The organism is Polaromonas sp. YR568 (assembly GCF_900116715.1).
Lineage (GTDB): Bacteria > Pseudomonadota > Gammaproteobacteria > Burkholderiales > Burkholderiaceae_C > Polaromonas.
Genome location: NZ_FPBM01000008.1, coordinates 34,591 through 61,102 on the forward strand (window position 1 = coordinate 34,591; position 26,512 = coordinate 61,102).

Genomic DNA, 26,512 nt, shown 5'->3' on the forward strand with positions numbered 1-26,512 from the left:
AGGTCCTTTAGCGTTAAACCGGTTTGGAAGGGGAGGCTTTGCCGGAAGATTTCTTCGGCGCAGCGGAAATGGAGGAAGGCGCGGCGGCATCGCTGCCGTAACGCGCCAGGATGTTGGCAAAGCCCGTGTGGGCGCGGTCCATGGAGCCCGGCGTCTTGAGGAAGCGGGCTTCGTAATGCAGCGCCAGGATCAGGCCATGGATTTCAAAGGCCATCTGGTGTTCGTCGGCGTCGGGATGCAGGTGGCCGGCCTCTTTGGCCTGCACCACGGCGCGGTACATGGCGGCCAGCCAGGTGCGCACCGAGCCCGCCAATGCATCGCGCACCGGGCCAGGCCTGTCGTCAAACTCGACCGCACCGCTGATGTAGAGGCAGCCCGAATCGATTTCGAGCGAGGTGCGCTTCATCCAGTTGTGGAACAGCGCCGCCAGGCGCGGCAGGCCGCGCGGCTGCTGCAGCGCCGGGAAAAAGACTTCTTCTTCAAAGCGCACGTGGTATTCACGGATGACGGAGATTTGCAGCTCTTCGCGCGAGCCGAAGTGGGCAAACACGCCCGACTTGCTCATGCGCATGACCTCGGCCAGCGCGCCTATGCTCAGGCCTTCCAGCCCGATCTGCGTCGCCAGGCCCAAGGCGGCATCCACAATGGCGGCCTTGGTCTGCTGGCCTTTTTGCTGGCTTTTGGCTACGGCGCTGCCCGCAGCCGGGGCGCGGGAGGCTTTAGCGGGAAGTTCTGTGATGGCCATGAGTTGCTACAAAATAAAACGAACGGTCGTTCTATTTTGCAACACTTTGATAACCATCAGCAAGCAGGGGGTGTTTGAGCCCCGCTTATAGGGAACCTGTTCTAACCCCGGCGCGGGTAAACCCTCAAGCTCACCCCAGGAGAGGGCAAGCTCCTGAAGAAGGCTCCCGCCTGTCAGCAGGAGCCCGTTCCACGACTACTTTTTATAAGGTACTACGAGCTGGTGCTGCTCGCCCAGGCCTTCGATGCCCAAGGACACCTTGTCGCCCTTCTTCAGATACACAGGCGGCTTCATGCCCAGGCCTACACCGGGCGGGGTGCCGGTGGTGATGACGTCACCGGGCTCCAGCGTCATGAACTGGCTCACATAACTGACGATCTTCGCGACGCTGAAGATCATGGTCTTGGTGTTGCCGTTTTGCACACGCTTGCCGTTCACTTCCAACCACAGGCCGAGCTTTTGCGGGTTGGGCACTTCGTCGCGCGTGACCAGCCAGGGGCCCAGCGGGCCGAAGGTGTCGCAACCTTTGCCCTTGTCCCAGGTGCCGCCGCGCTCGATCTGGAACTCGCGCTCGCTCACGTCGTTAATCGTGCAGTAGCCGGCCACGTAGTCCAGCGCTTCTTTTTGCGAGACGTAGCGCGCGGTCTTGCCGATGATCACGCCCAGTTCAACTTCCCAGTCGGTCTTGACCGAGCCCTTGGGCAGCATGATGGGGTCGTTCGGGCCCTGGATGCAGCTGGTGGCTTTCATGAACACAACCGGCTCGGCTGGAATCGGCAAGCCGGATTCAGCGGCGTGGTCGGCGTAGTTCAGGCCGATGGCGATGAACTTGGGCACGCCCTTGACGGGGCTGCCGTAACGCGGCGAGCCCTTGACCAGCGGCAGCTTGTCGGCCTTGAGCTTGCGCAGCTTGGCAATCGCGGCATCGCCGAGCTGGTCGGGGCCGATGTCCTTGATGACGGCGCTCAGGTCGCGCAGCTTGCCGTTGGCATCGATGAGGCCGGGTTTTTCCTTGCCGGGGTTGCCATAACGAACGAGTTTCATGGTTTTCCTTTGATGAGTGAAGGGTGTGAATCAGTAAGTAGAGCGACCGCCGGAGAGGTCAAACACGGCGCCGGTCGAGAAAGAACAGTCTTCGGTACACAGCCAGCCTACCAGGGCGGCCACCTCATCGGGCGTGCCGAAGCGGCCCATGGGGATTTTCGAGAGCATGAACTGAATATGCTCCGGTGTCATCTGGTCAAAGATGGGCGTCTTCACCGCGGCCGGCGTGACGCAGTTGACGCGCACTCCGGTATCAGCAAGCTCCTTGCCCAGCGATTTGGTGAGGGCCATCACCGCGGCCTTGCTGGCGCTGTAGGCGCTGGCGTTGGGGTTGCCGTCTTTGCCGGCCACCGAGGCGATGTTGACGATGCGCCCGTAATTGCGCGCGCGCATGTGCGGCACCACTTCGCGGCAGCAAAAGAAAAGGCCATTGAGGTTGACCTGCTGCACCTGCATCCATTGCTCGGGCGGGTAGTCCCACAGCTTCACATTCGGGCCGGTGATGCCGGCCGAGTTGACGAGCGCATCGATGGCCGGGTTGTGGGCTACGGTTTGTTTGACCGCCTCGACCACGCTCGCATGGCTGGCCACATCCACGGCCACGGTGTGCACGCCGGCGCCCAGCGCCGTTTTGGCTTTGGCGAGCGCCTCGGGGTTGATGTCCCACAAGGTGACGGTGCCGCCCGAGGCCAGCATGCGCTGCGCAATCGCAAACCCCAGGCCGACCGCGCCGCCGGTGATGACGGCGTGGCGCCCTTTGAGGTCAAGCTGGTTCATATGGTGATGCCGCCGTCGACGTTGTAGGCCTGGCCGGTGACAAATGCGGCTTCGTCGCTCGCCAGAAACACCACCAGCGGCGCGATCTCATGCGCCTGCGCGAGCCGGCCCAGCGGCTGGCGCGCGATAAAGGCCTTGCGCGCGGCCACCGGGTCGTCATTGGCATTGATACGGTCTTGCAGCGAGGGCGTGTCCACCGTGCCGGGGCAAATCGCATTGCAGCGCACGCCGTCGGCCACAAAGTCGGCTGCGACGCTTTTGGTGAGGCCGATCACGGCGGCCTTGGTGGTGCCGTAAACGAAACGGTTGGGCAGGCCCTTGATGCTGCTGCACACGCTGGCCATGTTGATGATGATGCCGCCCTTTTTGGCCTGCATGCCCGGCAGCACCGACTGGATCATCCAGAACTGCGCACGCACATTGAGGTGAAAGGCGAACTCGAGTTCGTCATCAGTGGCTTGCAGTGCCGTGCCACCGTGCACAAAGCCGGCGCAGTTAAAGAGGATGTCCAAGGGCGGCAGGCTGCCCACCAGCTTCTGGATGGCGGCTTTGTCCAGCACGTCCAGCGGCAGCGCGGTGATATTGGCCACGCCTTTATAGCTTTCGAGCAGGGCCGGGTTCAGGTCGGTCGCCCAGACCTGCGCGCCCTCGGCCGCCAGCGCCAATGCGGTGGCATGCCCTATGCCTTGGCCGGCCGCAGTGACCAGCGCCTTCTTTCCTTCAAGTCTCATCAGTGCTCCTACAGGGTTTTGCCGGATGTTGGTGCCGGGCTTTCATGGGATTATTAATTGGTCTGACCACTTGTCCAATTCTGGCTAACCCTTAAACCCCGTATTTCCCGCCCTCTGCCGCCCATGCCCCTGCAAACCGTCGAACCGCAACGCCTTTACCGCCAGATCGCCGAGCAGCTGCGCTCGCTGATCTCCGCCGGCGAATGGGCCGTGGGCGCGCGCCTGCCGGCCGAGCGCGACCTGGCGCGGCAACTGGGCGTGAGCCGGCCTTCGGTGCGCGAGGCATTGATCGCGATGGAAGTCGAAGGCTGGGTCGAGGTGCGCACCGGTTCGGGCGTGTATGTGCTGGACCGCAGCAAGGCGCCCAGTGCCGACGGCAATGGAAGTGGCCGCGCCGCCGAGATATCACCCGATGAATGGGGCCCGCTGGAGCTGATACGCGCGCGCCGCGTGGTCGAAGGCGAAGTCGCCGCCATGGCCGCCACCCAGGCCAAACGCAAACATATTGACGCCATGGGCAAAGCCCTGGCCAGCATGAAGGCCGATGCCGACCGCGGCGTGCTGCCGCTGGAAGGCGACCGCGCTTTTCACACCGCCATCGTCGAGTCCTGCGGCAATGTGGTGCTGATTGAAACCATCCAGCGCTTTTGGGATTCGCGGCGCGGCCCGCTGTTTGAACGCCTGGGCGGCCACTTCGAGACCGTAGCCTCCTGGCGCTCGGCGATCACCGAACACCAGGCGATTTTTGACGCCGTGCGCAACCGCGACCCCGACGCCGCGCGCGCGGCCATGCATGCGCACATGGACCAATCGCACAAGCGCTTCAGCGTGAGCTGGGGCCGGACCAAAAAACAGGAGGCGCTCAAGAAATGACAGCCTGCCCGCCTTTCACGATTTCCCTCAACCCTCAACTCTGAAAAATAACGAAAGCGAGACAAAACATGAAGTTCCTGACAAAACGCAAACTGCTGGCGACATCCCTCATGGCGCTTGCCGGCCTCACGGGATTGAGCGGCAACGCCTGGTCACAGGCCTATCCCAACAAGCCAATCGAAGTCATGGTGGCCTTCCAGCCCGGCGGCGGCACCGACTCGCTGGCGCGCGCCTATGCCGAAGCCGCCAAAAAATACACCACGCAGTCGCTGGTGGTCTACAACAAGCCCGGCGCCAGCGGCGCCATCGGCCTGCAAGACGTGGTGAACTCCAAACCCGATGGCTACAAGATCGCCATGCTGTTTGTGGAAGTGACCATCCTCCCGCACATGGGCATCACCAAGATCACGCAGGACGACTTCATCCCCATCGCCCGCCTGAACGCCGACCCCGCCGCCATCACCGTGAGGGCGGACTCACCCTACAACACGATTGAAGAGTTCCTGGCCGCCGCCAAAAAGACCGGCAGCGACGTGAAAGTCGGCAACGCCGGCAACGGCTCGATCTGGCACCTGGCCGCCGCCTCGCTGGAAGAAAAAACCGGCGCCAAGTTCAACCACATTCCCTTCCAGGGCGCAAACCCCGCCGTGCTGGCGCTGTTGGGCGGCCATGTGGACGCCGTGGGCGTGAGCCCGGCCGAAGTGGCCGTGCATGTGGCGGCCGGCAAGCTGAAGATCCTGGGCGTGATGGCCGACCAGCGCGTCAAGGGCTTTGAGAGCGTGCCGACCCTCAAGGAACGCAACATCGACCTGTCCATCGGCACCTGGCGCGGCCTGGGCGTGGCCAAGGGCACGCCGCCTGAAGTCGTGGAAACCATCCGCGCCTTCAGCAAGAAGGCGGCTGAGGAACCCATCATGCGCGAAGTGATGGACAAGCTGAACCTGGGTTACGCCTACGCCGACGGCCCCGCCTTCAAGGCGCAGATGGTGCGCGACAACGACAACTTCAAACAACTCGTCAACAAACTCAACCTGAAGAACTGAGGCAGCAGGCTTCACGGCGTGCGTGCTGGTGCGCGCGCCGTTTTTTTTATTTTCATGCCAGCAACCACCTTCCGAGGAGACAACATGAACACATTTCACAATAAAAAACGAACCGCCCTGAAAACCATTGCCGCCTGCGTGCTGATGACGGGCGCCCTGGGTATTTCCGGCATTGCATCGGCGCAGACCAAGCTGAAGTGGGCCCACGTCTACGAGACGTCGGAGCCCTTCCACAAATACTCGGTCTGGGCTGCCGACGAAATCAAAAAGCGCACCAACGGCAAGTACGACATCCAGGTGTTCCCGGCGTCCAGCCTGGGTAAAGAAGCCGACATCAACCAGGGCCTGACCCTGGGCACGGTGGACATCGTGCTGACCGGCGCGAGCTTTGCGGGCAATAGCTACAAGCCGCTGGCCATTACTTACTTCCCCTTCATCTTCCGCGACGCGGAGCACCAGCTCAAGTATGCGAAGAGCGATGTCTTCCGCGAGCTGGCCAAGGGCTATGACGACAAGACCGGCAACCACATCACCGCGCTCAATTACTACGGCGCGCGCCACGTCACGTCAAGCGCGGCCAAACCCGTCTCCAAGCCCGAGGACATGAAGGGCCTGAAGATCCGCGTGCCTGATGCACCGGCTTACCTGGCTTTTCCAAAATCACTGGGCGCAAACGCCACGCCTATCGCTTTCGCCGAGGTCTATCTCGCGCTGCAAAGCGGCACTGTGGACGCGCAGGAAAACCCGCTGCCAACCATCGAAGCCAAGAAGTTTTATGAAGTGCAGAAAAACATTTCGCTGACCGGCCATATCGTCGACTCGCTGCTGACGGTCGTTTCGGGCCAGCTGTGGGGCAAGCTCAGCGCCGACGAGAAAAAGATCTTCAGTGACGTTATGCAGGAAGCCGCCGAGAAAACCGGCCGCGAAATCATCGCGTCCGAAGCCCGCCTGGTGGACGAGTTCAAGAAAAAGGGCAACAACGTCATCGTCGTGGACAAGAACGCCTTCCGTGAAGCGGTGCTTAAAAACACCAAGCCAACAGACCACGGCTACCGTCAACAAGATTACGACAAGATCATCGCAATTAAATAAGGCCGCGTGTAAGCCTGCTGAGTTGCCCGCTTGGGCAACTAGCAGCGGCGGAGAAGACAAGGAAACACGATGACTGAAAAACTACTGGGCGACGACGGTGAATTCCATGCCGTGGATGAAGCGGTGGATTTGTCCGGAACCACGGTGGAGGCCTGGGTGGCTCTGGGCATCTTCTGGCTTCTGGGCCTGACGGTGCTTTACCAGTTCGTGACGCGCTATGTGCTCAACGACTCGGCGGCCTGGACGGAGGAGATCGCGCGCTATTTGTTGATCGGTGTGGTGTTCATAGGCGCAGCGATTGGCGTGACGAAAAACAACCACATCCAGGTGGACTTTTTCTACCGGCACATGCCGCCGGCGCTGTGCCGGGTCTTGGGTATTACGGTGGATGCCGTTCGCTCCCTGTTTTTTGTGGCGGCCGTGGTGATGACGGTGCAGATGATGATCAAGATCGGCAACAACGCCAACATGACCGTCGTCGACCTGCCGATGAATATCGTCTACGGCGTTTGCCTGCTGGGCTTTGCCGCCATGCTGGTGCGTTCCATCCAGGTGAGCATTGTTCACTGGCGGCGCGGCTACTGTGTGCTGGAGCGCCCCGCCTCCGTCATGGAAGACCGCTAAGTCCCCGGCGCCCCCTGACGACCTTCCCTTCCAGAAAAACCAGTCTTTCCCATGCTCAAAATTGTTTTCCTGATCTTTATGAGCGCCGGCATTCCCGTGGCTGTGGCCATGGCCGGCGCATCGCTGGTCTACATCCTCTGGTCCGGCAATCTGCCGCCTTTTGTGGTCATCCACCGCATGGTCAGCGGCATCGACAGCTTCCCGCTGCTGGCCGTGCCCTTCTTTATCCTGGCCGGCAACCTGATGAACAACGCCGGCATCACCAACCGCATCTACAACTTCGCGCTGGCGCTGGTGGGCTGGCTCAAGGGCGGCCTTGGCCACGTCAACATCCTCGGCTCGGTGATCTTCTCGGGTATGAGCGGCACAGCGATTGCCGATGCCGCGGGCCTGGGCACGATTGAAATCAAGGCGATGAAAGAGCACGGCTACTCCACGGAATTCGCCGTCGGCGTGACGGCCGCCTCGGCTACGCTGGGCCCCATCATTCCGCCCAGCCTGCCCTTCGTGATCTACGCCATGATGGCCAATGTGTCGGTGGGTGCGCTTTTCATTGCCGGGATCATGCCGGGCGTCATCATGACGCTGCTGATGATGGTGACTGTTGCCTACTATGCCTACAAGAACGGCTGGGGCGCCGACGTCAAGTTCGACTGGCCGCGCCTCATGAAGGCCCTCACCGAACTGCTGGTGGTCTGCATCTGGCCGACTGCGCTGTGGATCGCCGTTGACAAGCTGGGCGCGCCTGCGCAGGCCACGGTGATAGGTGGCCTGGTCGTGCTGTTCGTCGCCGACAAGCTCTTCAAGTTCGAGGCGGTGCTGCCCATCATGACGCCGGTGCTGCTGATAGGCGGCATGGCGACAGGTCTCTTCACCGCCACCGAGGGTGCCATCGCAGCCTGCGTCTGGGCCATGGTGCTGGGTTTCTTCTGGTACCGCACCTTGCGCTGGAAGATGTTCGTCAAGGTCTGCATCGACACGGTTGAGTCGACCTCGACCGTGCTGTTTATCGTGGCCGCCGCGTCCATCTTCGGCTGGATGCTGACTGCCACCGGCGTGACGGCCGACATTGCCGCCTGGGTGCTCAACTTCACCAAGGAGCCTTGGGTCTTCCTGCTGCTGGCCAATCTGCTGATGCTGTTTGTCGGCTGCTTCCTCGAAACGACTGCCGCCATCACCATCCTCGTGCCCATCTTGCTGCCGATTTCCAACCAGCTGGGCATAGACCCGGTGCATTTCGGCGTGGTGATGGTGCTCAACCTGATGATTGGCCTGCTGCACCCGCCCATGGGCATGGTGCTCTTTGTACTGGCGCGAATATCGGGCCTGAGCATCGAGCGCACCACCATGGCCATCCTGCCCTGGCTGGTGCCGCTGCTGCTGAGCCTGGTCATCATTACCTACTGGCCGGCCACGGTCTTGTGGCTGCCCCGCCTGATGCAGTAAACGAATGTCATAAGCTGCACAAAACTACGAGCCCACGCCATGACGACCTCTACGACACCCCCCACCACGCCCTTTATTCGCCTCCACCCCGCCGATGACGTCCTGATTGCCCGCGCCCAACTGGTAGGCGGCACCCAGGTTGAAAACATCACCGTGCGCGGCCTCATCCCCGCCGGCCACAAGATCGCCACGCGCGCACTGGCCGCGGGCGAGCCGGTGCGGCGCTACAACCAGATCATTGGGTTTGCGAGCAAAGCGATTGCACCCGGTGAGCATGTGCACACGCACAACCTCGACATGGGCCCGGACAAGGGCGACTTTGCGCGCGACTACGCCTTTGGCGCCGACGTGAAGCCGGCGCCGGCCAAACGCGAGGCGACATTTATGGGTATCAAGCGGCCCGACGGCCGGGTGGCCACGCGCAACTACATCGGCATTCTCTCCAGCGTGAATTGCTCGGCCACGGCCGCGCGTGCCATTTCGGATCATTTCTCCAGGCAGAACAATCCGTCAGCGCTCAAGGACTTTCCCAACGTCGACGGCGTGGTGGCGCTGACGCACGGCACGGGCTGCGGCATGGACAGCGAGGGCCTGGGCCTGCAGATCTTGCAGCGCACGCTGACGGGTTATGCCACGCACCCCAACTTTGCCGGCGTGCTGGTGGTGGGCCTGGGCTGCGAGTCCAACCAGATCAATGCCTGGCTGGCCCATGGCAGCCTGCGCGAGGGTGAAACCCTGCGCGTCTTCAGCATCCAGGACACGGGCGGCACCGCCAAAACTGTGGCTAAAGGCATCGCAATGATCAAGGAGATGCTGCCCGAGGCCAACAAGGTCAAGCGCGAGCCCTGCAGCGCCGCGCACATCACCATAGGACTGCAGTGCGGCGGCTCCGATGGTTACTCGGGCATTAGCGCCAACCCGGCGCTGGGCGCCGCGGTGGATTTGCTGGTGGCCCATGGCGGCACCGCCATCCTTAGCGAAACGCCGGAGATCTACGGCGCCGAGCATTTGCTGACGCGGCGCGCCGTGCGGCCCGACATCGCCGAAAAACTGATCTCGCGCATCAAGTGGTGGGAGCACTACACCGAGATCAACGAGGGCGAGATGAACAACAACCCCTCACCAGGCAACAAGGCCGGCGGCCTTACCACCATCCTTGAAAAATCACTGGGCGCAGTGGCCAAAGGCGGCACGTCCAACCTCGAGGCGGTGTATGAATACGCCGAACCTGTGGGCGCGCACGGCTTTGTTTATATGGACACGCCGGGCTACGACCCGGTGAGCGCCACGGGCCAGGTGGCCGGCGGCGCCAACATCATCTGCTTTACCACCGGCCGGGGCTCGGCCTACGGCTGCGCGCCCTCGCCTTCGCTCAAGCTGGCCACCAACTCGGCGCTGTGGCAGCGGCAGGAAGAAGACATGGACATCAATTGCGGTGAGATCATCGACGGCGGCGTGTCGGTGCAGGAGATGGGGCAGCGCATTTTTGAGATGGTGCTGGCCACCGCCTCCGGCGAGCCCAGCAAAAGCGAAAAACACGGCTACGGGCAAAACGAATTTGTGCCCTGGCAAGTCGGCGCGGTGATGTAAGGGCTTTCACATGCAAAAAGTGCTTCAAGCCCAGTATCTACGTACGCAAGGTGCTGCTATTTTTGTAGCAGCCGGCAGCGCGCCTGCCGAAGCGGAGAAGGTCGCCTCCAACCTCGTCATGGCCAACCTGAGCGGCCACGACTCCCATGGCATCGGCATGCTGCCGCGCTATGTTGAAGCAGTACTCGAAGGCGGCTTGACGCCGAATGCCCAGGTCAAGACGGTGCTGGATGCCGGCGCGCTGCTGTCGCTGGACGGCCAGCACGGCTACGGCCAGGTGATCGGCGAGCAGGCCATGCAACTGGGCATGGCCAGAGCCAAAGCGCAAGGCAGCTGCATCATGGCGCTGGCCGACTCGCACCACCTGGGGCGCATCGGCCACTTTGCCGAAATGGCGGTGGCGCAGGGCCTGGTGTCGCTGCACTTCGTCAATGTCAAGACGCGGCCGGCCGTGGCGCCATGGGGCGGCGCCGACGGCCGCTACGGCACCAACCCCTGTTGCATTGGCATACCGCTAAAGGGCCAGCCGCCCTTTGTGCTGGACTTCGCCACCAGCCGCGTGGCCCAGGGCAAGATGCGCGTGGCATACAACCAGGGCAAGTCAGTGCAGCCCGGCCTGCTGATCGACGAGCAGGGCCAGCCGACGACGGACCCGGGCGTTGTGGTGGTGCCGCAAGCCAACGGTTTTTTCGGCGCGCTGATGCCCTTTGGCGAACACAAGGGCTACGGCCTGGCCGTGGCCTGCGAGCTGCTGGGCGGCGCGCTGACCGGCGGCGGCACCTGGCACCACCCGACGGTGGGCGTGCGCGCCGTCTACAACAGCATGCTGACCATCCTCATCGACCCGGGCAAACTGGGTACGCAGTCTGCGATGGAAAGCGAGGCCCTGGCCTTTGTCGACTGGCTGCGAAAAAGCCCACCGGCCGATGGCGAGCACGGCGTGCAGATTGCCGGCGAACCTGAGCGCCGCGCGCGGCTGCAACGCGAACGCGACGGCATAGAGATTGACGCCAGCACCTGGGGAGAGATCGTGGGTGCTGCCGGCAAGGTGGGGCTCACCCTGCCCAATTAGGACTTCAGTCGAACTGCAGGCCGCCGTTCAAATCCAGTACCTCGCCGGTGATAAAGCCGCTCATGGGGTGCGCCAGAAACAGCACGCTGTGCGCCAGCTCCTCAAGCTCACAAAACCGCCCCACCGGAATCTTCTGCCGCAGTTCGGCCTGCCGCTCGGCGCTGACCTGCTCGGTCAGCATCTGGGTTTTGACAAAGGTGGGTGCCAGCGCATTGCAGGTCACGCCGAAGGGCGCGTATTCACGGGCGAAGCTGAAGGTCAGTGAAATCACCGCGCCCTTGCTGGCCGCATAGGCGGGCAGCGGCGACAGGCCGCCGGTTTTTGCGCCGTAGGACGACATGTTGACGATGCGGCCAAAGCCGCGCGCCTTCATGCCCGGCGCCACGCGCTGGCTCACATAGAACACACCGTCCAGGTTGATCCTCAGAGTCTTGTGCCACAGCTCGGGCGTGGTCTGCTCGCAGTTGGCGTATTGCAAAAAGCCCGCGTTGTTGACGCAGACATCGATACGGCCGAAGTGCTTTTCGATAGCATCGCAGGCCGACTGCACCTGGGCGTAGTCGCTCACGTCCATGACAAAGCAGGCCAGCCGGTCACCGTGGTGCGCCAGCTCGGCAGCCACGGCTTCCGTGCGCAAATCGGTTGCCGCGACGCGGTAACCCGCGTCCAGCAAGGCGCGCGCGGTGGCCAGGCCCATGCCGGCATTGGCGCCGGTGACCAGGGCGACCTGGTCCTGAATGGGGGGATAAGAAGGGATCATGGTTGTGATATTTCCGTGTTGAGTTACAGCTTGCCGTGGTCACGCCTGCGAAGCGTGCCCGGCCTTGAATTGCGCCAGCGCCGCGCCAACGCCCAGGGCCTGGACGCGTTCCAGCCAGAAACCCACGCGTGAAGTCCAGCGCGGGTCGGCTGCCAGCGCCTCACCCCAAATGGTCGGTTGCTGCAGAAGAGCCGCCACCGTACCGGGCGCATCGCCGCGATGCTGCCGCGCAATCGCCTGCAGGCGCTCGCCGGCAGGGTCTGAAATCGCATAAGGCCGGCCCTGATCGTCCTCGGCCAGCAGGTAGCGCATCCAGACGGCGGCGGCAAATGCCAGCGGCTCCACGTCGGCGCCGGCGGCCAGCCGCGTCTGCAGCGTGGGCAGCCAGCGCAGGGGAATCTTGAGCGAGCTGTCTGAGGCGATCTGGTGCACCTTGTGGTGCAAGTCCGGGTTGGCGAAACGTGCAAGCAAGGCATCGCGGTAGGCCGGCAGGCCCGGGCGCTGCAACTGCGGCATCACGATGTCGGTCATCAGGTGTTTCACAAACCAGCGGATGTCTGCGTTAGCCACGCAATCAGCCACCGTGGGCAGGCCCATGACAGCGCCCATCAGGGCGATGGCGGTGTGGCTGCCATTGAGCATGCGCAGCTTGGCTTCTTCAAACGGCTTGACGTCTTCAACCACCTGCACACCCATGGCCGCCAGCGCGGCGCCGTCGGCGGGGTCCACGAAGTGGCGCTCTATCACCCATTCCCAGAAGGCTTCGGTGCCCAAGGCGCAGGCATCGTCCAGGCCGGTCTCGCGGGCGGCGTCGGCGCGGTGCTGGGCGGTGGCCGCGGGCACGATGCGGTCCACCATGCTGTCGGGAAAGGCGCAGCTGCCTTCTATCCACTGCGCGAGTACGGTGCTCTGCGCAGCGGCGGCGTCCACGCACAGCTGCCGCAATTTACTTCCATTGCCGCTCAGGTTGTCGCAAGAGGCAATGGTCAGGCCACCCAGGCCGGCCGCATGGCGCGCGGCCAGGCCCGCCACCAGTTGCGCCGCAAGCGCGGGGCCGTAGGCTTTTTCGGTGACCGTGAGCGTGATCCAGCGGGTGGCGGGCGCGGCGATGGCGGCGGTCACACGCTCCGGCTCGCGCGCCGCGACGCAGGTGTCCAGCACCGAGCCGACCAGTTGCCAGCGCCGCCCTTCGGCACTGGCGATCTGCAAGGTATAGAGCCCGTCCTGGCGGGCCAGCGTGTCGGCCAGCTCCGTGCTGCGCATGGCCACACCCAGCACGCCCCAGCGCGTGTCGCCGGACGTCAGCAGGCCGTCAAACACCACGGCCTGGTGGGCCCGGTGAAACGCGCCCAGGCCCAGGTGCAACACGCCGGGCGGGGAGGTTCTCGGGTAGTCAGGTAGATGCAGTGAGGGCGGAGCCGTCCTTTCATCAAGAACGGTTTGAGAGAGTGCGCGCATGCGTGGAGTCTGCCAATGAAAGGACTTTATTGGACGATTGGACTGACCACTTATCCATAGTGGTAAACCACTATTGGCCTTTTTTTGGCTTAAAACCGATAATTGGTCCAACCACTTTGGATTCAACCATGGCACTTCAGCTCATTCAGCCCAACTCCCCCGACGACACGGCGGCCGCGCCCCGGGCCCTGTCCGACCGGTCTTACCAGCGCCTGGCCACCCAGCTGCTGGCGCTGATTGCCCAGGGTGAATTCAAGCTGGGCGAGCGGCTTCCGTCGGAGCGCGCGCTGGCCGAGCGCTTTGACGTGAGCCGCACCTCGGTGCGCGAAGCCATGATTGCGCTGGAACTGCAGGGCGTGGTGGAAGTGCGCGGCGGCTCGGGCATTTACGTCACGCAGGTGCGCGGCAACTCAACCACCTCGCCCTTCATTTCCGAAACCGGGCCTGGCCCTTTTGAATTGCTGCGCGCGCGCTGCCTGATCGAGTCGGAAATCGCCTCGGTGGCGGCAGAAACCCGCAAGGACGGTGACCTGGACCGCATCTTCACGGCCCTTAGCGACATGCGCGAGCACATCGACAACAAGGAAGAGAACGAAGCGGCCGACCAGCTGTTCCATCTGCGCATCGCCGAATCCACCGGCAACAGCGTGTTGTTGCAAATGGTGAGCGCCATGTGGGCCCAGGCCAAAGGCCCGGTCTGGACCAAGATCGAGCATCACTTTCACACGCCGGAGTTGCGCCTGGCCTCGCACGCCGACCACCAGCGCATCTTCAAGGCCTTGCTGGCGCGCGACCCGATCGCCGCGCGGGCCGCGATGCGCGCCCATCTCGAACGCGTGATCAGCGAGTTCGCACAGGCCTGGAGATGACGCCGCTCCACCGCCTTTAAGCCCCGACAGTTCTTCCCCTAACAACAGAGAAAGAGAGACAAGATGAACATGCCCAAACTGACACTCAAATCCACCCTGGCCGGCCTGGCGATGGGCCTGGCCAGCGCCGCGCTGTTCGCACAGGCACCACCGGCGCCCGGCGCGAGCCCCCGCATCGACGCGATCAAAAAATCCGGCGAACTGCGCGTGGCTGTTTTGCAAAACTCGCCATGGCTGCTGGAGAACACCACCGGCAGCGGCCAGGCCTGGAGCGGCCCGGCGTGGACGCTGGCGAACGAATATGCGCGCCTCTTGAATGTGAAGCTGGTGCCGGTGGCGGTATCGCATGAGACCAAGGTGCCGGTGCTCGCCGCCAACCAGGTCGACATGACGATCAGCCCGCTGGGTGAAACGCCGGAGCGGCTCAAGGTGGTGGACTTCGTGATCTATTCAACCACCAGCGTCTGCATGTTCGGCCGCGCGGGCAATGACAAGCTGGCCAAGGTGAAATCGGTGGACGACCTCAACAGCCCCGACATCACCATCGCCTACTTCACCGGCGGCGCCGAAGAGAACTGGGTCAAGGAGCGCTTTCCCAAAGCCAAGTTCCGAGCCGTTGCCAGCTCGGGCGCCACCGCACCCGTGGAAGAAATCATGGCCAAGCGTGCCGACGCCGCGCCCATCAACCGTGTGCCCTGGGTCGGCCTGAACCAGAAGGTCAAGGGCCTGACGGTGTTCCCGCAAGAGAACAACTGCCAGGGCAGCAAGGAAAAAGCCTCGCCCGTGGGCCTGGCCGTCGACAAAAACCAGCAGGTCTACCTCGACTGGCTGCGCGCAGTGGAAAAAACGCTGGAACCCAAACTCGCCGCCGAAGAAAAGCGCGTGATCGAGAACCTCAAATAAGCGCTGCAAGAGACCACCGAATCGCTGAAGGCGCCGCGACCGGCGCCCCTTCCTTATTCCCCCCAGAGAAAAGAGACAACACCATGAACCGCTTCAGCTCCTCCCTTCGCATTTGCCGGCACCTCGCGCTGGCCGCTGTCGCCGCCGGCATATCGGCCGCCGCTTTGGCCCAGACACCGCCAGCACCCGGCGCCAGCCCGCGCATCGACGCCATCCGCAAGGCCGGCGTGCTGCGCGTGGGTGTGGTCAACAACCCGCCCTGGCTGGCGCAAAACACCACCGGCGAGGGCGAGCCCTGGTCCGGCCCGTCCTGGCTGCTGGGAAAAGAGTTCGCCAAGCTGCTGGGCGTGAAGATAGCCCCGGTTCCCGTCAGCCATGAAACCAAGGTGCCGGCGCTGATCGCCAACCAGATGGACATCATGATCGGCCCGCTGAACCAGAATGCCGAGCGCGCCAAGATCATCGACTTTGTGACCTTCTCCAGCACCGGCGTGTGCATGTTCGGCCGTGCCGACAACCCTAAGTTCACCAACGCCAAAACGCTGGAAGACTTCAACAAGCCCGAGATCACCATGGCTTACTTCTCGGGCGCCGGCGAAGAACCCCTGGTGCGCGAGCAGTTCTCCAAGGCCAAGCTGCGCGGCGTGGCCAATTCCGGTTCTGTGGCGCCGATTGAAGAGGTGCTGGCCGGCCGCTCCGACGTTGCGCCGCTGAACCGCATGCTCTGGCCCAACATCAACAAAAAGGTCAAGGGCCTCGCCGTTTTCCCGAAAGAAAACAACTGCCAGGACAGCAAGATCTTCGAGATCAAGACCGGCATGGGTGTGAACAAGAACGAGCAGGTTTACCTGGACTGGCTGCGTGAAGTCGAAAAACGCATGGAGCCGCAACTGCAGGCCGAAGAAGTGCGCATGACGCAGAACCTGAAGTAACTCAGGCACACGGCCCGCTGCATTGGCCGGCGGGCCGCCTTCTTCTCTTCTTTCTCCTTCTCTCCTCTTCTCCTTTCTTCCTTTCCCTCAACCCCGGACGAACCCCATGGACGTGGATTTCTCACCGATCATCGAGAACTGGCGTTTCTTCGCCGGCGGGCTCGGCATCACCGTCCTGCTCAGCGTGATCAGCGCGGTGACCAGCATCCTGTCGGGGCTGGTGATCGCATTGCTGCGCCTGTACGGCCCGCGCTGGCTCAGCCGCGTGCTGATTTTTTACGTCGACACCATGCGCGCCATCCCCATCCTGGTGGTGCTGGTGTGGATTTACTTTGCCTTCCCGCTGCTGGCGGGCGTGACCTTTCCGCCTTTCTGGGCCGCGCTGGTGGGGCTGACGCTGCACATCGCGGCCTATGCCTCCGAGATCATCCGCGCCGGCATTGAATCGATACGGCCCGGGCAAACACGCGCCGGGCTGGCGCTGGGCATGTCGCGTGCGCAAATCCTGCGCAAGATCATCCTGCCGCAAGCCACCATCCGCATGCTGCCGGCCTTCGGCTCGGTGCTGACCATGGCGATCAAGGACACGGCCATCGCCACCGTGATTGCCGTGCCCGAACTGATGCACCGCGCCGAAACCGTGGCCGGCCAGAGCTACCGGCCGGTGGAGGTGTTCACGGCCGTCATGGTGCTGTATTTCCTGGTGCTGTTCCCGGTCACCCGCCTCGTCGACCGCATGTACCAAAAACTCGCACACCTGGGGCGCTCATGAATTTCGACTGGAACGTCATCTGGACGCATCGCGGCGCGCTGTGGGACGGCGCGCTCATGACCGTGGGCCTGACGGTGCTGACCATGCTGCTGGCTGTGCCCGGCGGCATCCTGCTGGCGCTGATGCGCCTGTCATCCAACAAGCTGCTGAGTTCGGTCTCGCTGGCCTTTGTGGAGTTTTTCCGCAACCTGCCGCTGATCCTGGTGATCTACTGGGCCTTCTACGTGATGCCCATCGCGTTTGACGTACAGTTCTCGGCGCTCACGACGGCCTTGGTAGCGCTGGTGCTCAACATCTCGGCCTACAACGCCGAGACCTTCCGCGCCGGCATCAACTCCATCCGCAAGGGGCAGATGGAGGCAGCTCTCGCAATGGGCATGTCACGCCGCCAGGCCATGTTCAAGGTGGTGATCCCACAGGCGGCGCGGCGCATCCTGCCGGTGCTGGCCAGCACCTGGATTTCGCTGTTCAAGGACACCTCGCTGGTGTCGGTGATTGCCGTCAGCGAGCTGGCCTATACCTCGATGCAGATACGCGCCCAGACCTTCCGGGTGCTGGAAATGCTGACCGCCATGGCCGCGATTTACTGGCTGATGGGCTACCCCCAGGCAAAACTCGTGGACTGGATCCACAAAAAATACGGAGTCAAGGAATGACATCAGCTACCCAACATAACACCGGCACTGCTGCCGCCCCGCGCAAGGGGGCCGACCAGCCGCCCGTGCTGGTTTACGAAAACGTGCGCAAGATGTACGGCGATTTTGTGGCGCTCAACGGCGTCTCGCTGCAGGTCAACAAGGGCGAGGTGATGTGCCTGATCGGGCCGTCCGGCTCGGGCAAGTCGACGCTGCTGCGTTGCACCAACGCGCTCGAAACCCTCAACGGCGGGCGCGTGCTGCTGGACGGCATCCCCCTGCCGACGCGTGAAACCGAGGTGCGCAAGGTGCGCCAGCGCATGGGCATGGTGTTCCAGAGCTTTGAGCTGTTTCCGCACAAGACGGCGCTGGACAACGTGGCCATGGGCCCTATCACCGTGCTGGGCATGAGTGAGGCCGACGCGCGCAAACGCGCCATGGTGCTGCTGGAGAAAGTCGGGCTCGAGTCCAAGGCCGGCAACTTTCCGGCCAACCTCTCGGGCGGCCAGCAGCAACGCGTGGCGATTGCCCGCGCGCTGGCGATGGAGCCGGAGGTGATGCTGTTCGACGAACCCACCTCGGCGCTGGACCCGGAAACCGTGGGCGAGGTGCTCAACGTGATGAAGAAGCTGGCCCAGGAAGGCATGACCATGATCGTCGTCACGCACGAAATGAGTTTTGCGCAGCGTGTGGCGAACTGGGTGGTGGTGTTTGAGAACGGCGCCATCCTGGAAGAAGGCCCGCCTGCGCAGATCTTCGAGAACCCGACGGTGGCCCGCACGCGCGACTTCCTCGGCCACCTGGGATGGAACGGCTGACCCCACTTGCCAGCCCCTGCTTATTTTTCTTTTATTACCCCACTGACTTTTCATGAAAATCACCAACGCCCGCGTCATTGTCTGTAGCCCCGGCCGCAACTTCGTCACCCTCAAGATTGAAACCGACGAAGGCCTGACCGGCATCGGCGACGCCACGCTCAACGGCCGCGAACTGGCCGTCGTGAGCTACCTGACCGAGCACGTCATCCCTTGCCTGATCGGCCGCGACCCGCACCAGATTGAGGACATCTGGCAATACCTTTACAAGGGCGCCTACTGGCGGCGCGGCCCGGTGACCATGAGCGCGATTGCCGCGGTGGACACCGCCCTCTGGGACATCAAGGCCAAGGCGGCCGGCCTGCCGCTGTACCAGCTGCTGGGCGGGCGCAGCCGCAACGGCGTGATGGTGTACGGCCACGCCAACGGCAGCGACATCGCCCACACAGTGGACGAGGTGTTGCGCTACAAGGAAATGGGCTACCAGGCCATTCGCGCGCAAAGCGGCGTGCCGGGCCTGGAGAAGGTCTACGGCGTGGGCAAGGGCAGCATGTTTTACGAGCCGGCGGACGGCAACCTGCCCAGCGAGCACGACTGGAGCAGCGAAAAATACCTGCTGCACACGCCCAAACTGTTTGACGCGGTGCGCCAGGCCGTGGGGCCGGACATCCATTTGCTGCACGACGCACACCACCGCCTCACGCCCATTGAGGCGGGCCGCCTGGGCAAGTCGCTGGAGCCGTTTCACCTGTTCTGGCTGGAAGACGCCACGCCGGCCGAAAACCAGGAAGCTTTCCGCCTGATCCGCCAGCACACCACCACGCCGCTGGCGGTGGGCGAGATTTTCAACACCATCTGGGACTGCAAGGACTTGATCCAGAACCAGCTGATCGACTACATACGTGCGACGGTGGTGCATGCCGGCGGCATCACCCACCTGCGGCGGATTGCCGACTTCGCCTCGATGTACCAGGTGCGCACCGGCTGCCACGGCGCGACGGATCTGTCACCGGTGTGCATGGGTGCGGCGCTGCACTTTGACACCTGGGTGCCCAATTTCGGCGTGCAGGAGTACATGCGCCATACCGAGCAGACCGACGAGGTCTTCCCGCACAACTACCGCTTTGAGAAAGGCTTTATGCACTGCGGCGAAACACCGGGCCACGGCGTGGAGATAGATGAAAAGCTGGCGGCCAAATACCCTTACCAGCGTGCCTATCTGCCGGTGAACCGGTTGCAGCACGACGGTACTTTATGGAATTGGTGAACTAGCTCACCCCTATCGGTCGCGCACTTCGTGTCGCGCCTTTTCCCCTTGCAGGGGACGGGCGCCTGCGGCCTGGCAAAGCCAGTTCCGCGGCCCCCACTAGATAGGAGCCCGCCCTTGTCTTAGGCCAGGATCGTGGCCAGGCTGGCTTCGAGGTGCTCCGACGGCAGGCGTTTGAAGCCTGAGCGGGCAAAGCGCTGCAGGCGCCCCACCATGAAAGCGACGATGACGGAGGCGCGCACCTGGGCGTCTACCGTGGGTGTCGCCGCGCCGCTGGCGGCGGCTGCGTCGCGCAGGCTTTGCTTGAGGCTGGATTCCAGTTTGTCGAAGAACTGGTTCATGCGCTCTTGCAGGCGGTCGTTTTCAAAGACCAGGGCATCGCCCACCATCACACGGGTCATGCCGGGGTTCTTTTCGGCGAACTGCAGGATCATGATGACCAGCTTGCGGGTGCGGGCTGAATGGTCGGGTTCGCGTTCGCCGATCTGATTGATCAGGGTGAAGACGCTTTGCTCGATGAATTCGATCAGGCCTTCAAACATCTGCGCCTTGCTGGCGAAATGGCGGTACAGGGCCGCTTCGCTGACGTCCAGCTTGGCCGCCAGGGCCGAGGTGGTGATGCGCTCGGCGCCCGGCTGCTCCAGCATGGTCGCCAACGCCTGGAGGATCTGGACCCGGCGCTCGCCCGGCTTGGGGCGCTTGCGCGCCGCAGGCTCGGCAGAAGCTGGCGTGGCCTGCGGGTTCACTTCGGATTCAGACGCTAAGTCGGACATAGGCGATGGGAGGAAATGAAGAATGTTTCAAAAAACCGGGAATCGTTGCAATTGATTCTCGCACAGGCAAGTGACAGTTCAGGGGCTTGAAGTGTCCGGGTTTTCGTCCATGAGACGGAGACACAATGTTCTGTTTCGTAACAGCAAGCGCTCACTGTGGCGAGCTAACTACAAACTCAGCCGCACCCGCAGTCCGCGCGGGCCTGAGGCGTCCGCGGTGGCGTCATCCAGCTCCAGCTGGGAGCGGTGAACCCGGGCGATTTCATTGGCAATGGCCAGGCCCAGGCCGTTGCCCTCCCCCACCGTGCCCAGAACCCGGTAGAAGCGTTCCAGGGCCTTGCCGCGCTCTTCAGGGGCGATGCCGGGGCCGTCGTCTTCGACCTCCAGAAACACGCCCCGGCGCGGATGGTCCGGGTCCGGCTGCGAATCCGCGCCGGCTGGCGGGCCCGCGCTGGGCCCGCAGCGGATGGTGACCGTGCCGCCGGCCGGCGTGTATTTGACGGCGTTGTCCACCAGGTTGCCCAGCAGCTCGCGCAACAGCCATTCATAGCCGCTGGCCTGCGCCGGCTGGGCGTCCAGCCCCAGGTCTATGCCTTTGCGGGTGGCGGCGTCCAGGTGCAGCGGCAGGATGGATTCGCACAGGTCCTTCAAATCCACCCGCTGCATGGGCTGGGCGGCGGCGGCCGACGCGTCGGCGCGCGACAGCGCCAGCAGCTGGTTGGCCAGCTGCGAGGTGCGGCGGGTGGCGTTGCGCAGCTTGATGATCTTTTCAGCGGGCAGGGTGACGGCACCGTCCGAACCCGCCGCCTGCCCCACCTTGGCCGCCTGTGCCCAAGCTTCGACCTGCGCCTGCAGCCCCGCCAGCGGCGTGCGCAGCTGGTGCGCCGCGTCGGCCACAAATCGGCGCTGACCCTCGGCCTGGTCGTTGACCAGGCCGAACAGGCGGTTCAGGGCGCTGACCAGGGGCCGCACCTCGGCCGGTGTGGTGAGCGGGTCAATCGCGCTCAGGTCGCGTGGGCTGCGGCGCTCCACCGCGTCCTTGAGCTCGATCAGCGGCTTGAGCGCGCGCGTCACCGCCCAGTTGAGGGCAAAGCCCGCCACCACCACCAGGATGAAGTTGGGCAGCAGCACCTTGAGCAGCACCGAGCGCACCCACTGCTGGCGCGGGTCGGAACCGTCGGCCAGCTGCACGATCAGCTCGCCGGCGGCGGTGCGGGTGCGCTGGACCGCGATGCGGTAAATCACACCCTGATGCTCCAGGCTGTGGAACTCGATGTCGTGCGTGGCCGGCAGCAGTTCGGGCATCCAGGCTTCGCCTGCCAGGAATTCGCCCTCTGCATCCGACAAACGAAAACCGACGGAGCCGGTGCGGCCCTTGAGGAAATCTTCCACGGCGGGCGCCAGCAGCAGCAGGGGTTCACGCCCCGACGTAATGCCGGGCGCCACGACCGAATCGGCCAGCAAGGGAATCAGGCGCGCGAGCTGCTGGTCTTTTTGCAAGGCCACGTTGCCGGCGGTCTGGTAATCAAAGTAAATGCTCACCAGCGCAAAGATGCCCAGCGGGATCAGCAGCAGCAACAGCAAGCGGCGCTGCAGGCCGGACTTCATGGCGGCGGGCACAAGGCGGCTGTTGCCGCTGCGGCCGGCCAGGGCGCCCAGTCGGGCCCTCAGGCGGGCGGCCCAGGAGCGGCCGGGGGCGTTCATGCGCTGCCTGCTTATTCGGCGCCTGCGCCGGGCAGGCCGGGCGCGGCTTCCACCAGTTCAAGGCGGTAGCCAAAACCGCGGATCGAGCGCACGGCGATGCCGTGCGGCTCCAGCTTGCCGCGCAGGCGCGAGATATAGACCTCGATGGCGTTGGGCGTGATTTCCTTGTCCCAACCGGTCATGGCCTGCAGAAGCTTGTCTTTGCTGGCGGGCTTGGGGGCGTGGATCAGCAAATACTCCATCACTGTCCATTCGCGCGGGCCGAGCTCTATCAACTGGCCGTTGGCGCGGGCTTCGCGGTTGGCGGTGTCGAGTTCCAGCGCGCCGAAGCTCAAGGTAGCGCTGGTGGCGGCCTGCGAGCGGCGCAGCAGCGCGCGCAGGCGCGCCAGCAACTCGGGCAGCTCAAAGGGTTTGACCATGTAGTCGTCGGCGCCCAGGTCCAGCCCCTGGACGCGGTCTTGCAGGGCGTCGCGCGCGGTGAGGATGAGCACCGGCATGGCCAGGCCGCCGCGCCGCAGGCGCCGTGTGAGTTCGAGCCCGTCGATGCGCGGCAGGCCGATGTCGATGATGGCGGCGTCAAAGGTTTCGCCTTGCAGGACTTCCTCGGCCCGCTCGGCGCTGCCGACCCAGTCGACCGCGTAACCGGCGTCGCTGAGCCCCAGCTTGATGCCGCTGGCCACCATCACGTCGTCTTCAACCAGAAGTAAGCGCATCACGAATTGTCCGGTTCGCCGCCAATGCCGAGAGAAAGTGCCGCAGCCTGTCCTTTTTGGGAGCCCCGCGCCACTAAGCCAGCCCGCAGTCTGACAGAGTCGCACTTTCACCAGGCTGACGGCGGGCCAGCCCGCATCCCGCTATGGCTTCAGTGCGAGCGGATCATGGTCCCGTAGGCCTGGTCGGTCAGGATTTCCAGCAGCATGGCGTGCGGCACACGGCCGTCAATGATGTGGACCGCGTTCACGCCGCTTTTGGCCGCGTCCAGCGCGCCTTCGATCTTGGGCAGCATGCCGCCGGAAATCGTGCCGTCGGCAAACAGCTCGTCGATCTCGCGGGCGCTCAGGTCGGTGAGCAACTCGCCCGCCTTGTTCAGCACGCCGGGGGTGTTGGTGAGCAGCACCAGCTTTTCGGCCTTGAGCACCGTGGCCAGCTTGCCGGCCACGACGTCGGCATTGATGTTGTAGCTTTCGTTGGCTTCGCCGAAGCCGATCGGGCTGATCACCGGGATGAAAGCGTCGTCCTGCAGGGCTTTGACCACGCTGGGGTCAATGCTGACGATGTCGCCGACAAAGCCGATGTCGTGCTCCTTGCTGGCGTCGTCCTTGTCCAGCATCTTGAGCTTTTGCGCCCGGATCATGCCGCCGTCGCGCCCGGTCAGGCCCACGGCCTTGCCGCCGGCCTGGTTGATCAGGCCGACGATGTCCTGCTGCACCTGGCCGGCCAGCACCCACTCGACAACCTCCATGGTTTCCTCGTCGGTGACGCGCATGCCCTGGATGAAGTGGCCTTTTTTGCCCAGGCGGTTAAGCGCCGCTTCAATCTGCGGGCCGCCGCCGTGCACCACAACCGGGTTCATGCCCACCAGCTTGAGCAGCACCACGTCTTCGGCAAAGTCGGCCTGCAGGGCCGGGTCCGTCATGGCATTGCCGCCATATTTGATGACCAGGGTCTTGCCGTGGAATTTGCGGATGTAGGGCAGCGCCTGGGCCAGAATTTCGGCCTTGTCGCGCGGGCCGACGTGGGAGAGATCGGGATCAGTCATGGGGGTGTCGCTCATGGCCAAGAGGCTTAAAAAGGGAAGATGGCGCAATTGTGCAGCATTGCCGGGGCAGCGCGATGTTGATCGTGGGCGGTCAGCGCAAGCTGTTCAGGTAGGCCGGGTCGAACCGGCCCGGCTGGTAGCCAAAGTCACGCGAGGCGTCCTGGTGGTCGAACACCAGGTCGGCCTGCATGCGCAAGGCCATGTCGGCCGTCAGGTGCGCAAAGCGAGGATGCAGGCGGGCCAGCCGCACAGCGAGGCGGAAGGCCCAGATCGGGACGGGGATAAAAACCGGCTTGTGGCCTATGGTTTCAAAGATACGCCGCACCATGTCGACATACGCCAGTGTTTCGCCACCGCTGAGGTTGTAGGCCTTGTTGTAGCTTGCGGGCGCGTCCAGGCTTTGCACACAGGCCAGGGCCAGGTCGCGCGCATTCACCGGCTGGCGGCGGCCTATGGCCTGGCCAAAGCGCGGGAAGAAGCCGAAGCGGCGAATCAGCCGCGCGATGTCGGCGACATTGCGGTCCCCGCCAGCGCCGCCGTAAATCAGCGTGGGCCGGAAAATCGTCCAGGCCATGCCCAGGCGCTCGCACTCGGCCACCAGGTGGTCTTCAGCCGCGATGAGTTTGTTGACCACTTCCAGCTCGTAGGGGCTGGCCGATGCCTGCTTGGTGAACCGGCTGGTCGAGCTGAACGCAATGACACGCCGCACGCCACGGGCGTGGAATTTTTCGAGCCAGCCGGGCAGCAGCCACAGGCTGGCGGTGTGAATGAGAGTGCCGGCTTGGATACCGGGCAAGCCGGCGGCGGTGTCGGTAAGGTCAAGAGGATGCCAGGCGTCCCCAGACTGGTCCGCAGGGCGCTTTCTGCCCAGCGCTACGGCCGAAACACCGCGCTCGGCCAGCATGGGCATCAGCAGAGAGCCTATCGTGCTGGTGGCTCCGGTGACAAAAACCGTCTTCAGGCTTTCGCTCATAGCTTATTCATCTCGCAGTTGCTGCGCGGTTTTTTTGAGAGCCGCATCCACGGAAAGAGGCGGGTTCCAGCCGAGCAGGCGTTGCGTTTTTTCGATGTCGACCTGCAGTGTGTCGCAAAGCCGCTGAACGACCAGCTCCTTGCCCAACAATCGTCCGCCCATTCTCAGCACAAATATGGGCACAGGCAGCAGCCTTGCCGGCCTGGCCAACGCTGCGGCCGTGCGCCGCAGCAAGTCCGACACGGTCAGATCTTCCCCGTCGCTGACCAGGAACACCTGGTTGGCCGCTTGCGGGTGGTGCAGGCAGACGGAGATCAGGTCAACCACATTGTCGATGGCGACAAAGCTGCGCCGGTTATCCAGCGCCCCCAGCGGCAAGGGGACCCCTTTGAACACCCAGCGCATCATTTCATGAAAGTTCGCCTTGACACCAGGGCCGTACACCAGAACGGGGCGCACGATCACAAGCTCCAGGCCGGTCTCAGCAGCCAACTGGATCAGGGCCTGCTCCGCCTCGAACTTGGACACGCCGTATGGGTCCATCGGCTTGGGCTCATCGTCGGCCGTAAAAGGCTGACCGACCACCGTTGTCTCTCCGTTGACCTTCACCGAGCTCATGAAAACAAACCGCCGCACGCCCGCTTTGGCGGCCTGGCGCGCCAGGTTAAGGGCGAGTGCCACATTCACCCGGCGAAATTCAGCCATGGGGTCGGCGGCTGTGTCGCGCATCTGGTGAACACGGGCGGCGAGATGGACGACGCTGTCAACTCCGGAAAGCGCGGCCGCCCAATCGGTGTGCTCGTCCACCTCGTCGAGCACCCAGTGCTCCGACACGCCGGGCTGTCCGTTCGCCTTTTTTTTCCGGACGACCCCGCGCACGCTGTACCCCTGTGACGACAAGGCCGTACACAGGGCCTGGCCGATGAAGCCATTGGCGCCTGTCACCAGAATCCGCTGCCCTGCCGGCGCTAGCTCCGGCTGCCCGATGGCGGCGGGCGGCTTGAGCTCTGCCGACGGCTTGTTTCTGAAAAACCCACCCCATTTGCGCCAGTAAAGCCAGCCCGACTTGACGGTGCCTAGTTTGGCCCCCAGGGAGCGGTGCGTATCCCGGGCCCACTGGTGAACGACCCGCACGGCGGGCACGTAAACAATCCGCGCGACCCGCAGCATGCGCCGGCCGATATCGGCGTCTTCATAGTGCAAGAAGAAATCGGGGTCAAAGCCACCGATTTTCTGCAAGGGCGCGGTGCGGAAAAACATGAAGCAACCGGTGGGGTACTCGACGGGATGAATGGGTTTTTCATAATCGCAATCCCGCATCTCGAATTCGTGAATCAGAAATTCCAGCTTCTTTTGCAGCCACACCGGCGCAAAGCTGCGCAGGAACATGACGAACAAGGTCGGGTTGCGTTTGCATAGGTAGTGGCGTTCGCCCTCTTCACCGAAAACAGCAGGCGTCAGCAGCCCGACATCCCTGTGCTCCTCCATGAAGCGCAGGGCTTCCAGCAGAGCCGTGACGTTCACAAAGAGGTCGGGGTTGACGACCAGGTGGTAATCGGAGCGGGCGTTCGCAATAACGAGGTTGTTGCCCCGGCCGTAGCCGACGTTGCCTTCCGAACGTTGCAATTGCAGCGTCCAGTCCGGGATCGCCGCCTGAACACCCTCCAGCCAGCTTGCAATACGACTGTATTCCGCGTCGTCGGCCGAATTGTCGACGAAGGTCAAGCCCAGCTGAAGCGAATAATGCGTGCCGGCAAGCCGCCCCGCTTCCTGCAAGGCGCGCAAGGTGCGCTCCACCGTCGCCAGGTCCGGCTTAAAAAGGACCAGCGAGGCACTGATACGTATCGGATTCATG

At 63.5% G+C, this 26,512-nt stretch carries 26 protein-coding genes; 14 read left to right on the plus strand and 12 right to left on the minus strand.

What is annotated here, in order from left to right:
- Positions 1-13: 13 nt before the first annotated feature.
- From BM408_RS16485 to BM408_RS16500, 4 genes are all read right to left on the minus strand, one after another.
- A complete protein-coding gene (locus BM408_RS16485) occupies positions 14-745 on the minus strand; it encodes a TetR/AcrR family transcriptional regulator (protein ID WP_092131060.1) in 732 nt (243 codons plus the stop codon).
- Positions 746-940: 195 nt separating this feature from the next.
- A complete protein-coding gene (locus BM408_RS16490; RefSeq protein WP_092131062.1) occupies positions 941-1,789 on the minus strand; it encodes a fumarylacetoacetate hydrolase family protein in 849 nt (282 codons plus the stop codon).
- Positions 1,790-1,819: 30 nt separating this feature from the next.
- The gene (locus BM408_RS16495) at positions 1,820-2,566 is read right to left on the minus strand and encodes an SDR family NAD(P)-dependent oxidoreductase (RefSeq protein WP_092131064.1); all 747 of its coding nucleotides are present in this window, start codon (positions 2,564-2,566) and stop codon (positions 1,820-1,822) included.
- Positions 2,563-3,297 (minus strand): SDR family oxidoreductase, encoded by a 735-nt coding sequence (locus tag BM408_RS16500; RefSeq protein ID WP_092131066.1) that lies wholly within the window; start codon positions 3,295-3,297, stop codon positions 2,563-2,565. Before BM408_RS16500 ends, BM408_RS16495 begins: the two co-directional genes overlap by 4 nt.
- A gap of 123 nt (positions 3,298-3,420) precedes the next feature.
- Here BM408_RS16500 and BM408_RS16505 point away from each other — a divergent pair, with 123 nt between their 5' ends.
- The 7 genes from BM408_RS16505 (at position 3,421) to BM408_RS16535 (ending at position 11,037) form a co-directional block, all read left to right on the plus strand.
- Positions 3,421-4,170 carry a FadR/GntR family transcriptional regulator gene (locus tag BM408_RS16505; protein ID WP_092131068.1) on the plus strand — a complete coding sequence of 250 codons (750 nt, stop codon included), beginning with the start codon at positions 3,421-3,423 and terminating at the stop codon, positions 4,168-4,170.
- Between the two features lie 68 nt (positions 4,171-4,238).
- Positions 4,239-5,213, plus strand: coding sequence for a tripartite tricarboxylate transporter substrate binding protein (locus tag BM408_RS16510; RefSeq protein ID WP_092131070.1), 975 nt, complete (start codon positions 4,239-4,241; stop codon positions 5,211-5,213).
- 84 nt (positions 5,214-5,297) lie between these two features.
- A complete protein-coding gene (locus BM408_RS16515; protein ID WP_217649439.1) occupies positions 5,298-6,305 on the plus strand; it encodes a sialic acid TRAP transporter substrate-binding protein SiaP in 1,008 nt (335 codons plus the stop codon).
- Positions 6,306-6,374: 69 nt separating this feature from the next.
- Positions 6,375-6,929, plus strand: a complete 555-nt coding sequence (locus BM408_RS16520) for a TRAP transporter small permease (RefSeq protein WP_092131072.1) — start codon at positions 6,375-6,377, stop codon at positions 6,927-6,929.
- Positions 6,930-6,980: 51 nt separating this feature from the next.
- Positions 6,981-8,375: a TRAP transporter large permease gene (locus BM408_RS16525; protein ID WP_092131074.1), complete on the plus strand. Its 1,395-nt coding sequence runs from the start codon at positions 6,981-6,983 to the stop codon at positions 8,373-8,375.
- 39 nt (positions 8,376-8,414) lie between these two features.
- On the plus strand, positions 8,415-9,965 hold the full coding sequence (locus tag BM408_RS16530; protein WP_092131076.1) for a UxaA family hydrolase: 1,551 nt from the start codon (positions 8,415-8,417) through the stop codon (positions 9,963-9,965).
- A 10-nt stretch (positions 9,966-9,975) separates the two neighbouring features.
- Positions 9,976-11,037 (plus strand): malate/lactate/ureidoglycolate dehydrogenase, encoded by a 1,062-nt coding sequence (locus tag BM408_RS16535; protein WP_092131078.1) that lies wholly within the window; start codon positions 9,976-9,978, stop codon positions 11,035-11,037.
- 4 nt (positions 11,038-11,041) lie between these two features.
- On the opposite strand, the gene BM408_RS16540 is transcribed toward BM408_RS16535, so the two are convergent.
- Positions 11,042-11,797: an SDR family NAD(P)-dependent oxidoreductase gene (locus BM408_RS16540; protein ID WP_092131080.1), complete on the minus strand. Its 756-nt coding sequence runs from the start codon at positions 11,795-11,797 to the stop codon at positions 11,042-11,044.
- Positions 11,798-11,836: 39 nt separating this feature from the next.
- Positions 11,837-13,255, minus strand: a complete 1,419-nt coding sequence (locus BM408_RS16545) for a mannitol dehydrogenase family protein (protein ID WP_092131082.1) — start codon at positions 13,253-13,255, stop codon at positions 11,837-11,839.
- Between the two features lie 128 nt (positions 13,256-13,383).
- Between BM408_RS16545 and BM408_RS16550 the strand changes: the two genes are divergently transcribed.
- The 7 genes from BM408_RS16550 (at position 13,384) to manD (ending at position 19,448) form a co-directional block, all read left to right on the plus strand.
- Positions 13,384-14,124: a FadR/GntR family transcriptional regulator gene (locus BM408_RS16550; protein WP_092131084.1), complete on the plus strand. Its 741-nt coding sequence runs from the start codon at positions 13,384-13,386 to the stop codon at positions 14,122-14,124.
- A 111-nt stretch (positions 14,125-14,235) separates the two neighbouring features.
- Complete coding sequence (locus BM408_RS16555) at positions 14,236-15,027, plus strand: substrate-binding periplasmic protein (protein WP_092131403.1); 792 nt, start codon at positions 14,236-14,238, stop codon at positions 15,025-15,027.
- Between the two features lie 83 nt (positions 15,028-15,110).
- On the plus strand, positions 15,111-15,959 hold the full coding sequence (locus BM408_RS16560; RefSeq protein ID WP_092131086.1) for a transporter substrate-binding domain-containing protein: 849 nt from the start codon (positions 15,111-15,113) through the stop codon (positions 15,957-15,959).
- Between the two features lie 106 nt (positions 15,960-16,065).
- A complete protein-coding gene (locus BM408_RS16565) occupies positions 16,066-16,731 on the plus strand; it encodes an amino acid ABC transporter permease (RefSeq protein WP_092131088.1) in 666 nt (221 codons plus the stop codon).
- The gene (locus BM408_RS16570) at positions 16,728-17,387 is read left to right on the plus strand and encodes an amino acid ABC transporter permease (protein WP_092131090.1); all 660 of its coding nucleotides are present in this window, start codon (positions 16,728-16,730) and stop codon (positions 17,385-17,387) included. The genes BM408_RS16565 and BM408_RS16570 overlap by 4 nt, the downstream gene beginning before the upstream one ends.
- Entirely contained in the window at positions 17,384-18,184 is an 801-nt protein-coding gene (locus tag BM408_RS16575; protein ID WP_092131092.1) for an amino acid ABC transporter ATP-binding protein, read from the plus strand. Before BM408_RS16570 ends, BM408_RS16575 begins: the two co-directional genes overlap by 4 nt.
- A gap of 52 nt (positions 18,185-18,236) precedes the next feature.
- Positions 18,237-19,448 carry a D-mannonate dehydratase ManD gene (gene manD, locus BM408_RS16580; protein ID WP_092131094.1) on the plus strand — a complete coding sequence of 404 codons (1,212 nt, stop codon included), beginning with the start codon at positions 18,237-18,239 and terminating at the stop codon, positions 19,446-19,448.
- A gap of 122 nt (positions 19,449-19,570) precedes the next feature.
- Here the strand turns inward: manD and slmA are convergent, their stop codons facing one another.
- From slmA to BM408_RS23270, 6 genes are all read right to left on the minus strand, one after another.
- Positions 19,571-20,221 (minus strand): nucleoid occlusion factor SlmA, encoded by a 651-nt coding sequence (gene slmA / locus BM408_RS16585; protein ID WP_092131096.1) that lies wholly within the window; start codon positions 20,219-20,221, stop codon positions 19,571-19,573.
- A 168-nt stretch (positions 20,222-20,389) separates the two neighbouring features.
- Positions 20,390-21,829 (minus strand): sensor histidine kinase, encoded by a 1,440-nt coding sequence (locus BM408_RS16590; protein WP_092131405.1) that lies wholly within the window; start codon positions 21,827-21,829, stop codon positions 20,390-20,392.
- Positions 21,830-21,936: 107 nt separating this feature from the next.
- Positions 21,937-22,638: a response regulator gene (locus BM408_RS16595; RefSeq protein WP_092131098.1), complete on the minus strand. Its 702-nt coding sequence runs from the start codon at positions 22,636-22,638 to the stop codon at positions 21,937-21,939.
- A gap of 149 nt (positions 22,639-22,787) precedes the next feature.
- The gene (gene argB, locus BM408_RS16600) at positions 22,788-23,684 is read right to left on the minus strand and encodes an acetylglutamate kinase (RefSeq protein WP_092131100.1); all 897 of its coding nucleotides are present in this window, start codon (positions 23,682-23,684) and stop codon (positions 22,788-22,790) included.
- A gap of 91 nt (positions 23,685-23,775) precedes the next feature.
- Positions 23,776-24,657, minus strand: a complete 882-nt coding sequence (locus tag BM408_RS16605; RefSeq protein WP_217649440.1) for an NAD-dependent epimerase/dehydratase family protein — start codon at positions 24,655-24,657, stop codon at positions 23,776-23,778.
- Between the two features lie 3 nt (positions 24,658-24,660).
- The gene (locus BM408_RS23270) at positions 24,661-26,511 is read right to left on the minus strand and encodes an NAD-dependent epimerase/dehydratase family protein (RefSeq protein WP_371327023.1); all 1,851 of its coding nucleotides are present in this window, start codon (positions 26,509-26,511) and stop codon (positions 24,661-24,663) included.
- Position 26,512 lies beyond the last annotated feature (1 nt).

Excerpts from the sequence above, each read along its gene's own strand:
- BM408_RS16485 (WP_092131060.1), bottom strand. The coding sequence starts at position 745 with ATGGCCATCACAGAACTTCCCGCTAAAGCCTCCCGCGCCCCGGCTGCG.
- BM408_RS16490 (WP_092131062.1), bottom strand. The coding sequence starts at position 1,789 with ATGAAACTCGTTCGTTATGGCAACCCCGGCAAGGAAAAACCCGGCCTC.
- BM408_RS16495 (WP_092131064.1), bottom strand. The coding sequence starts at position 2,566 with ATGAACCAGCTTGACCTCAAAGGGCGCCACGCCGTCATCACCGGCGGC.
- BM408_RS16500 (WP_092131066.1), bottom strand. The coding sequence starts at position 3,297 with ATGAGACTTGAAGGAAAGAAGGCGCTGGTCACTGCGGCCGGCCAAGGC.
- BM408_RS16505 (WP_092131068.1), top strand. The coding sequence starts at position 3,421 with ATGCCCCTGCAAACCGTCGAACCGCAACGCCTTTACCGCCAGATCGCC.
- BM408_RS16510 (WP_092131070.1), top strand. The coding sequence starts at position 4,239 with ATGAAGTTCCTGACAAAACGCAAACTGCTGGCGACATCCCTCATGGCG.
- BM408_RS16515 (WP_217649439.1), top strand. The coding sequence starts at position 5,298 with ATGAACACATTTCACAATAAAAAACGAACCGCCCTGAAAACCATTGCC.
- BM408_RS16520 (WP_092131072.1), top strand. The coding sequence starts at position 6,375 with ATGACTGAAAAACTACTGGGCGACGACGGTGAATTCCATGCCGTGGAT.
- BM408_RS16525 (WP_092131074.1), top strand. The coding sequence starts at position 6,981 with ATGCTCAAAATTGTTTTCCTGATCTTTATGAGCGCCGGCATTCCCGTG.
- BM408_RS16530 (WP_092131076.1), top strand. The coding sequence starts at position 8,415 with ATGACGACCTCTACGACACCCCCCACCACGCCCTTTATTCGCCTCCAC.
- BM408_RS16535 (WP_092131078.1), top strand. The coding sequence starts at position 9,976 with ATGCAAAAAGTGCTTCAAGCCCAGTATCTACGTACGCAAGGTGCTGCT.
- BM408_RS16540 (WP_092131080.1), bottom strand. The coding sequence starts at position 11,797 with ATGATCCCTTCTTATCCCCCCATTCAGGACCAGGTCGCCCTGGTCACC.
- BM408_RS16545 (WP_092131082.1), bottom strand. The coding sequence starts at position 13,255 with ATGCGCGCACTCTCTCAAACCGTTCTTGATGAAAGGACGGCTCCGCCC.
- BM408_RS16550 (WP_092131084.1), top strand. The coding sequence starts at position 13,384 with ATGGCACTTCAGCTCATTCAGCCCAACTCCCCCGACGACACGGCGGCC.
- BM408_RS16555 (WP_092131403.1), top strand. The coding sequence starts at position 14,236 with ATGGGCCTGGCCAGCGCCGCGCTGTTCGCACAGGCACCACCGGCGCCC.
- BM408_RS16560 (WP_092131086.1), top strand. The coding sequence starts at position 15,111 with ATGAACCGCTTCAGCTCCTCCCTTCGCATTTGCCGGCACCTCGCGCTG.
- BM408_RS16565 (WP_092131088.1), top strand. The coding sequence starts at position 16,066 with ATGGACGTGGATTTCTCACCGATCATCGAGAACTGGCGTTTCTTCGCC.
- BM408_RS16570 (WP_092131090.1), top strand. The coding sequence starts at position 16,728 with ATGAATTTCGACTGGAACGTCATCTGGACGCATCGCGGCGCGCTGTGG.
- BM408_RS16575 (WP_092131092.1), top strand. The coding sequence starts at position 17,384 with ATGACATCAGCTACCCAACATAACACCGGCACTGCTGCCGCCCCGCGC.
- manD (WP_092131094.1), top strand. The coding sequence starts at position 18,237 with ATGAAAATCACCAACGCCCGCGTCATTGTCTGTAGCCCCGGCCGCAAC.
- slmA (WP_092131096.1), bottom strand. The coding sequence starts at position 20,221 with ATGTCCGACTTAGCGTCTGAATCCGAAGTGAACCCGCAGGCCACGCCA.
- BM408_RS16590 (WP_092131405.1), bottom strand. The coding sequence starts at position 21,829 with ATGAAGTCCGGCCTGCAGCGCCGCTTGCTGTTGCTGCTGCTGATCCCG.
- BM408_RS16595 (WP_092131098.1), bottom strand. The coding sequence starts at position 22,638 with ATGCGCTTACTTCTGGTTGAAGACGACGTGATGGTGGCCAGCGGCATC.
- argB (WP_092131100.1), bottom strand. The coding sequence starts at position 23,684 with ATGACTGATCCCGATCTCTCCCACGTCGGCCCGCGCGACAAGGCCGAA.
- BM408_RS16605 (WP_217649440.1), bottom strand. The coding sequence starts at position 24,657 with ATGAGCGAAAGCCTGAAGACGGTTTTTGTCACCGGAGCCACCAGCACG.
- BM408_RS23270 (WP_371327023.1), bottom strand. The coding sequence starts at position 26,511 with ATGAATCCGATACGTATCAGTGCCTCGCTGGTCCTTTTTAAGCCGGAC.